This window comes from Cellulosimicrobium sp. BMG9.22, from assembly GCF_059159975.1.
In genome coordinates this window covers 229,513-237,043 of record NZ_JBZGBY010000003.1, presented here as the reverse complement: position 1 = coordinate 237,043, position 7,531 = coordinate 229,513, and the positions used below count along the sequence as shown (strand labels likewise).

Sequence of the window (7,531 nt, the reverse complement as noted above, 5' to 3'; positions counted from 1 at the left end):
CCGGCGGCGACGCGGGGAGGCGGCGAGGCGGCGGGAGACCGGCCCTGCGGGCGGTTCGCCCGGGCGAGCCACGACCAGGGCGAGACGCCCCCACCCACCCCGACCACCCAAACCGGCCACCGCCGTCGGACACGACCACGGTTCTACCTCGGCGCTCCCAGACGTGTCCCAGCGACGCGCGGTAAGTTGTGCCGTGCGCGCACCGCCGTGCGCGCGCGTGACGTCCGGCGCGAGCCGGTGACCCCACGAGGAGCGTCCCCGTGAGCAAGAGCGCCACCGCCGGTGCAAGCCTCTCCGCTGCGCCTGACGACGAGCACGAGCTGATGCCGGCGGCCGGTCCACGGCCGATCAGCTCGCGCGCGATGGGCTGGCTGCTCGTCGTGCTCGGCGCGATCGGTCTCGCCGGCTCGGCGGCGCTGGCGATCGAGAAGTTCCTCAAGCTCGCTGACCCGAACCACGTGGCGTCGTGCAGCGTCAACGCCCTGCTCGACTGCGGCGACGCGATGGACTCCTGGCAGGGGGCGCTCCTCGGGTTCCCCAACCCGTTGCTTGGCGTCGCGGCGTTCCCGGTCGTCGTCACGACGGGCGTCGTCGTGCTCGTCGGCGCGCGGCTCCCTCGCTGGTACTGGCTCGCGCTGCTCGGCGGGACGACGCTCGGGATGGGGCTGATCCTCTTCCTCATCTGGACGACGATGTACGCCATCTCGGCGATGTGCCCCTACTGCATGGTCGTGTGGTTCGCCATGATCCCGCTGTTCTGGTACCAGGTGGTCCACGCGGTGCAGGAGGGCTTCCTGCCGGCGGGCGACGGCGTGCGCCGCACCCTCGTGGGCAACCGGCACCTGTTCCTCGCGATCGGCTACGTCGCGCTCGTCGCGTGGATCCTGCTCGTCAAGGGCCCGATCATCGTCTCGCTCTTCTGACGCGGCGTCCGCGGGCGCACTCCGCGTCAGGCGACGCGGGTCAGTGCCAGGCGGGCTGGTCGGGCGCCGCGTCCTGCGGGTAGTGCCCGGCACCCTGCTGGGGAGCCGGCGCGGCCTGCGCCTGGTGCGCGGACTGCGCCGTCGCGCCGGGCTGGCCTGCGGGGATGGGGCTGACGACGACGGCCGTGCCGTACGCGCACACCTCCGAGAACGACTGCGCGATCTCGCCCGTGTCGAACCGCATACCGACGACCGCGTTCGCGCCGCGCCGCTGCGCCTCCTGCACCATGCGGTGCATGACCTCCTGGCGTGACTCGTACACGAGCTGCGTGTACTCCTTGACCTCGCCGCCGCCGATCGCGCGGAAGCCCGCGACGAAGTTGGCGCCGATGTTGGCGCTGCGCACGGTCATGCCCATCACCTCGCCGAGCACGGCGTCGATGCGGTACCCGGGGACCTCGTTGGTCGTCACCACGATCACGACGCACATCCTGCCACGGTGGGTTCGACCCACGGGCCGCCGTCGAGCGCGTGCTCGGGCCGCCGTCGGACGCCGCGAGGCTCGGTAGAATCGGGCCCGTGACCACCCCTGACACCACCGCGATCTCGCACGCCCCGGACGCCGCCGCGAGCGGCGGCCCCGCCCACCGCTACACCCCGGCGCTCGCGGAGCAGATCGAGCTCAAGTGGCAGGAGACCTGGGAGCAGCGCGGCACGTTCTGGGCCGCGAACCCCACGGGCGACCTCGCCGACGGCGAGGGCCGGCGCCCCGAGGGCGCCAGCCCGTACTTCATCATGGACATGTTCCCGTACCCGTCGGGCGCGGGTCTGCACGTCGGGCACCCGCTCGGGTACATCGCGACCGACGTCGTCGGGCGCTTCCGCCGCATGTGCGGCGACAACGTGCTGCACGCGCTCGGCTACGACGCGTTCGGCCTGCCCGCCGAGCAGTACGCCGTGCAGACGGGGCAGCACCCGCGCACGACGACCGAGGCGAACATCGTCACGATGCGCCGCCAGCTGCGCCGCCTGGGGCTGGCGCACGACTCGCGCCGCACGTTCGCCACGATCGACCCCGAGTATGTGCGCTGGACGCAGTGGATCTTCCTGCAGATCTTCGACTCCTGGTACGACGCCGACGCGCCGCGTCCCGACGGCGGTCGTGGCCGTGCGCGCCGCATCGCCGAGCTCGAGGCGGAGCACGCCGACGGCTCGCGCCGCGTGCCGACTGGCGTCGACGGCGTCCCCGAGGGCGCGGACTGGGCGACGCTCACGCCGGAGCAGCGCCGCGCCGTCGTCGACTCGCAGCGCCTCGCGTACGTCGACGAGTCGCCCGTGAACTGGGCGCCGGGCCTGGGCACGGTCCTCGCGAACGAGGAGGTCACCGCCGACGGGCGCTCCGAGCGGGGAAACTTCCCCGTGTTCCAGCGCAGCCTGCGGCAGTGGAAGATGCGCATCACCGCGTACGCGGACCGCCTCGCGGACGACCTGGACCTCATCGACTGGCCGGAGAAGGTCACGGCGATGCAGCGCAACTGGATCGGGCGCAGCCACGGCGCGCTCGTGCGCTTCGCGGTGCTGGGCGCCCCCGACGGGGCGAACGACGTCGCGGCCGAGGCGGGCGGCACGATCGAGGTCTTCACCACGCGCCCCGACACCCTGTTCGGTGCGACGTTCATGGTCGTCTCGCCCGAGCACCCCCTGCTCGACGAGGTCCCCGTGCACTGGCCCGACGGGACGTCGTCGGCGTGGACCGGCGGGCACAAGAGTCCGGTCGAGGCGGTCGCGGCGTACCGCCGGGACGCGGCTGCGAAGACCGCGGTCGAGCGCCAGGCCGACGCGGGCAAGAAGACCGGCGTGTTCACCGGGCACCTCGCGGTGAACCCGGTCAACGGTCAGGCGATCCCGGTGTTCACCGCCGACTACGTGCTCATGGGCTACGGCACCGGCGCCATCATGGCCGTGCCCGGGGGCGACGAGCGTGACTTCGCGTTCGCCGAGGCGTTCGGTCTGCCGGTCGTCCGCACGGTCGAGCCGGTGGGTGGGCTGCCCGAGGACTTCACCGGTCCGTACACGGGCGACGGCGCCGCCGTCGCCTCGTCGAACGACGAGGTCTCGCTCGACGGTCTCGACGTGCCCGAGGCCAAGCGCCGCATCACGGAGTGGCTCGTCGCGAAGGGCGTCGGCGAGGGCACGACGACGTACCGCCTGCGCGACTGGCTGTTCAGCCGCCAGCGCTACTGGGGCGAGCCGTTCCCGATCCTGTGGGACGAGAACGACCAGCCCGTCGCCATCCCCGACGCGCTGCTCCCCGTCGACCTGCCGGACGTCCCGGACTACGCGCCGCGCACGTTCGACCCGGAGGACGCGAACTCGTCGCCCGAGGCGCCGCTCGGCCGCAACGACGACTGGGTCAACGTCACGCTCGACCTCGGCGACGGCCCGAAGCAGTACCGCCGCGACACGAACACGATGCCGAACTGGGCCGGGTCGTGCTGGTACTACCTGCGCTACCTGAACCCGCAGTGGGACGGCGGCGAGTCCGACGTCGTCGCGGACCCCGAGCTCGAGCGCTACTGGCTGGGCCCGGAGCACAACGCCACGGCCGGTCGCGCCGGGGGAGTGGACCTCTACGTCGGGGGGGTCGAGCACGCCGTCCTGCACCTGCTCTACGCGCGCTTCTGGCACAAGGTCCTCTACGACCTGGGCCACGTGACGAGCGTCGAGCCGTTCCACAAGCTGTTCAACCAGGGCTACGTCCAGGCGTACGCGTTCACCGACGCGCGCGGGCAGCACGTCCCCGCGGCCGAGGTCACCGAGGAGCCCGCCGCCGACGGCTCGGGCGAGGTCGTGTACCGCTGGAACGGCGAGGTCGTGCAGCGCGAGTACGGGAAGATGGGCAAGTCGCTCAAGAACGTCGTGACGCCGGACGACATGTACGCCGAGTACGGCGCCGACACGTTCCGCGTCTACGAGATGTCGATGGGCCCGCTCGACCTGTCGCGCCCGTGGGAGACGCGCGCCGTCGTCGGGTCGCAGCGGTTCCTGCAGCGGCTGTGGCGCAACGTCGTCTCCGAGGAGACGGGCGAGGTCACGGTCGTCGAGGAGCCCGCGGACGCAGCGACCCTGCGCGCCGTGCACCGGGCGACCGCCGACGTCCGGGTCGAGATGGAGCACATGCGCCCCAACACGGCGATCGCGAAGCTCATCACGCTCAACAACCACCTCACGTCGCTCGACCGGGTGCCGCGCGAGGCCGTCGAGCCGCTCGTGCTCATGACCGCGCCCGTCGCGCCGCACATCGCGGAGGAGCTGTGGCAGCGTCTCGGCCACGAGTCGTCGCTCGCGCACGAGCCGTTCCCGACGGCGGACGAGCGCTACCTCGTCGAGGACACGGTGACCTGCGTCGTGCAGGTGAAGGGCAAGGTGCGCGCCCGTCTCGAGGTGCCGCCGTCGATCTCCGAGGAGGACCTGACGGCCGCCGCGCTCGCCGAGCCGAACGTCGTGCGCGCCATCGACGGCGCGGAGGTCCGCAAGGTCATCGTCCGAGCCCCGAAGCTTGTCAACATCGTCGTCTGACCCCCCCGCTGAGTGCATGAAATAGTCGCGTCCGACGGCCTCGGGCGCGACTATTTCATGCACTCACGGGCGGGCGCGTGCCCGACGGCGATCCCACGCCGCGCGCACCCGGCGCACCAGGCGCTCGGGGTGGTGGAGGACGTCGTCGGCCGTCGCCGTGACGATGATCCATCCGGCGTCCTCGAGTCGTTGCCGCCGCTCGACATCCCGTCGCCACGTGGCCGGGTCGGTCCGGTGGATGTCTCCGTCGTACTCGATCGCGATGCGGAGCTCCGGGTAGGAGAGGTCGGGCAGGGCGAGGAACCGCCCGGCGGTGTCGTGCGCCGGGACGTTCACCTGCGGGCACGGCAGACCGGCCTGCACGAGGAGCAGGCGGGTCCGGGTCTCCATGCTCGAGTCCGTGCCTGCGCGAACGAGGTCGATCGCCTCGCGGCACCGTACGATGCCGCGCATCTTGTACGTCGCGTCCATGAGCCGGCGCAGCTCCCGCACCGTCGTCGCAGGGTCCTTGCGCCGGGTCATGGAATCGGCGAGCACGACGACGTCGTCCGGCGGGAGCGCGTGGGCGAGGTGCAACCAGGTCTGCCCCGGGGACGTGACCGGGAGCCCGTGCGCGGTCGTGAGAGTCAGCGCGTCCTGGCCGCAGAAGTGCGCGACGACGTTCGACCGCTGGGGCCGCAGCCACCGCCGGGGCGCGACGACGTGGACGCGTTCGTCGTCGGCTAGCCGCCAGGGCACCTCGACCCCGAGCAGTCGGAGCGCGGTGACGTGGCTGAACGCCGCGCCGTCCGGCAGGACGCGGGCCGCGGCTGCGCACAGGTCGACGACGGACCCGAGGCTCCCGCGCGGGACCCGGACCCCGGCGAACGGCGCGTCGAGCGTGGGGCTCCGCAGCGAGGCCGGTGTCATGCCGAACGTCTGTGCCGTGCGGGTGCGGAACGCGCCGGTCGGGCTCGGGGTGGTGACCATGCCGAGCGAGCATGCCGCGCCCCGCGCGGCGGCGACACCTCGAGGCACGGCGCTGTGGACAACCCCACCGTGAGTGCATGAAATAGTCGCGTCAGACGGCCTCGGACGCGACTATTTCATGCACTCAGCGGGGGGTGGGTCAGCGGCGGCGGGTGCCGAAGATGGTGCGGGTGAGCTCGCGGCCGAGCTGGGTTCCGGCCGAGCGGAGGAACGAGTCCAGCGGGTTCGATGCGCGCGAGCGGCTCGACGACGCCGAGCCCGTCCCCGATCCGGACCTCGACCCCGAGCCGGTCCTCGCCGCGTCGCGCTCGAGCTTCGCGCGCATCTTCTCGAGCTCGGCCTGCTCCTTCTTCGCCGCGCGCTCGGCCTCCTTGGCGGCCTCCTTCGCCGCCTTCTCCTGTGCCGCCGCCTCCGCCTCGGCGGCCTCGGCGGCAGCGCGCGCCGCGGCCTGCTCCTGGACCCGCACCTGGAGCAGCTCGAACGCCGACTCGGAGTCGACGGCCGTCCCGTAGCGCGCGAACCCGGGCGACTCCGCGACGACCCCCTCGAGCACGGACGCGGGCGCCGGATCCATCGACGACCGCGGCGCCCGTACGCGCGTCCACGCGACCGGCGTCGGCGCACCCTTCTCCGTGAGCACCGTGACGACGGCCTCGCCCGTCCCGAGCGACTGCAGCAGCCGCTCGAGGTCGTACGGCGACGTCGGGTAGGTGCGCGCCGCCGCCCGCAGCGCCGCGGCGTCGTCGGGCGTGAAGGCGCGCAGCGCGTGCTGGACGCGGTTGCCGAGCTGGGCGAGGACGTCGGCCGGCACGTCCTTGGGGCTCTGCGTCACGAAGAACACCCCGACACCCTTGGAGCGCACGAGCCGCACCGTCTGCACGACCTGCTGCAGGAACTCCTTCGACGCGCCGGTGAACAGCAGGTGCGCCTCGTCGAAGAAGAACACGAGCCGCGGCTTGGCGACGTCCCCGACCTCGGGCAGCTCCTGGAACAGGTCGGCGAGCAGCCACATGAGGAACGCCGAGAACAGCGCCGGCCGGTCCTGGACCGCCGGCAGCTCGAGCGCGGAGATCACGCCGCGGCCGTCGGGAGCGGTGCGCAGCAGCTCCGACGTCGCGAACGCGGGTTCGCCGAAGAAGACGTCCGCACCCTGCGCCTGGAGCGCGACGATCTCGCGCAGGATGACGCCCGCCGTCGCGCTCGAGACCCCGCCGATGCCCTTGAGCTCCGCCCTGCCCTCGTCGGACGCGAGGTAGGCGATCGTCGACTGCAGGTCCTTGAGGTCCAGCAGCGCGAGACCCTGCGCGTCGGCCCAGTGGAAGATCAGCCCGAGGCTCGACTCCTGCGTCTCGTTGAGCCCGAGCACCTTCGACAGCAGCAGCGGGCCGAAGTCGGTGACGGTGGTACGGATCGGCACACCCGTGCCGAGCCCGCCCAGGGAGTAGAACTCGACCGGGAAGGTCGTGGGGACCCAGTCCTGCCCGATCGACGCCGTGCGCTCGAGGATCTTCTCGTTCGACCCGCCCGGGACGGCCAGGCCCGACAGGTCGCCCTTGACGTCCGCGAGGAACACCGGCACGCCGGCCTCGGACAGCCCTTCCGCCATGCCCTGCAGCGTCTTCGTCTTGCCCGTCCCGGTGGCGCCCGCGACGAGCCCGTGGCGGTTGAGCATCCCGAGCGCGAACCCCACCTGGACGTCCGCCCGTGGCTCGGGCTCGCCGCCCGGCTCGCCCTCGAGCAGCGCGCCGAGCGCGAGCGTGCCGCCGCCGTACGCGTACCCGGCGGCCACCTCGGCCGCGTAGTTCTCCAGCCCGTCCGGTGCCTCCACCGGGCCCGACGGCGCAGCGTCCTCGGCGGTCCCGCTCACCACCGCAGGGTTCGCGGCGGCAGCCTCGGCGGCCTCGAGCGCCGCCTGCGCGGCGGCTGCCCGGGCCTCGGCCGCCTCGGCGGCGGCCTGTGCCGCGGCCGCGCGGAGGGCGGCGAGGTCGGGCGGGGGCAGGGCGGCGTCGGCCATGCTCGGATCGTAGGGGTGCCCGTGAGGTCGCGCAGCCGGACGGAAG

At 73.0% G+C, this 7,531-nt stretch carries 5 protein-coding genes; 2 read left to right on the top strand and 3 right to left on the bottom strand.

The window, feature by feature from the left end; genetic code table 11:
• Positions 1 to 260: 260 nt before the first annotated feature.
• On the top strand, positions 261 to 923 hold the full coding sequence (locus AC4H2H_RS04185; protein WP_494369559.1) for a vitamin K epoxide reductase family protein: 663 nt from the start codon (positions 261 to 263) through the stop codon (positions 921 to 923).
• 40 nt (positions 924 to 963) lie between these two features.
• Here AC4H2H_RS04185 and AC4H2H_RS04180 read toward each other — a convergent pair whose 3' ends face one another.
• The gene (locus AC4H2H_RS04180; protein ID WP_494369558.1) at positions 964 to 1,404 is read right to left on the bottom strand and encodes a YbjQ family protein; all 441 of its coding nucleotides are present in this window, start codon (positions 1,402 to 1,404) and stop codon (positions 964 to 966) included.
• Positions 1,405 to 1,502: 98 nt separating this feature from the next.
• On the opposite strand from AC4H2H_RS04180, the gene leuS reads away from it, so the two are divergent.
• Complete coding sequence (leuS, locus tag AC4H2H_RS04175) at positions 1,503 to 4,502, top strand: leucine--tRNA ligase (RefSeq protein WP_494369557.1); 3,000 nt, start codon at positions 1,503 to 1,505, stop codon at positions 4,500 to 4,502.
• A gap of 63 nt (positions 4,503 to 4,565) precedes the next feature.
• On the opposite strand, the gene AC4H2H_RS04170 is transcribed toward leuS, so the two are convergent.
• Together AC4H2H_RS04170 and AC4H2H_RS04165 are read right to left on the bottom strand one after the other, a co-directional pair.
• The gene (locus tag AC4H2H_RS04170; protein ID WP_494369556.1) at positions 4,566 to 5,471 is read right to left on the bottom strand and encodes a putative endonuclease domain-containing protein; all 906 of its coding nucleotides are present in this window, start codon (positions 5,469 to 5,471) and stop codon (positions 4,566 to 4,568) included.
• Between the two features lie 139 nt (positions 5,472 to 5,610).
• On the bottom strand, positions 5,611 to 7,485 hold the full coding sequence (locus tag AC4H2H_RS04165; RefSeq protein WP_494369555.1) for a helicase HerA-like domain-containing protein: 1,875 nt from the start codon (positions 7,483 to 7,485) through the stop codon (positions 5,611 to 5,613).
• Between the last annotated feature and the right edge of the window lie 46 nt (positions 7,486 to 7,531).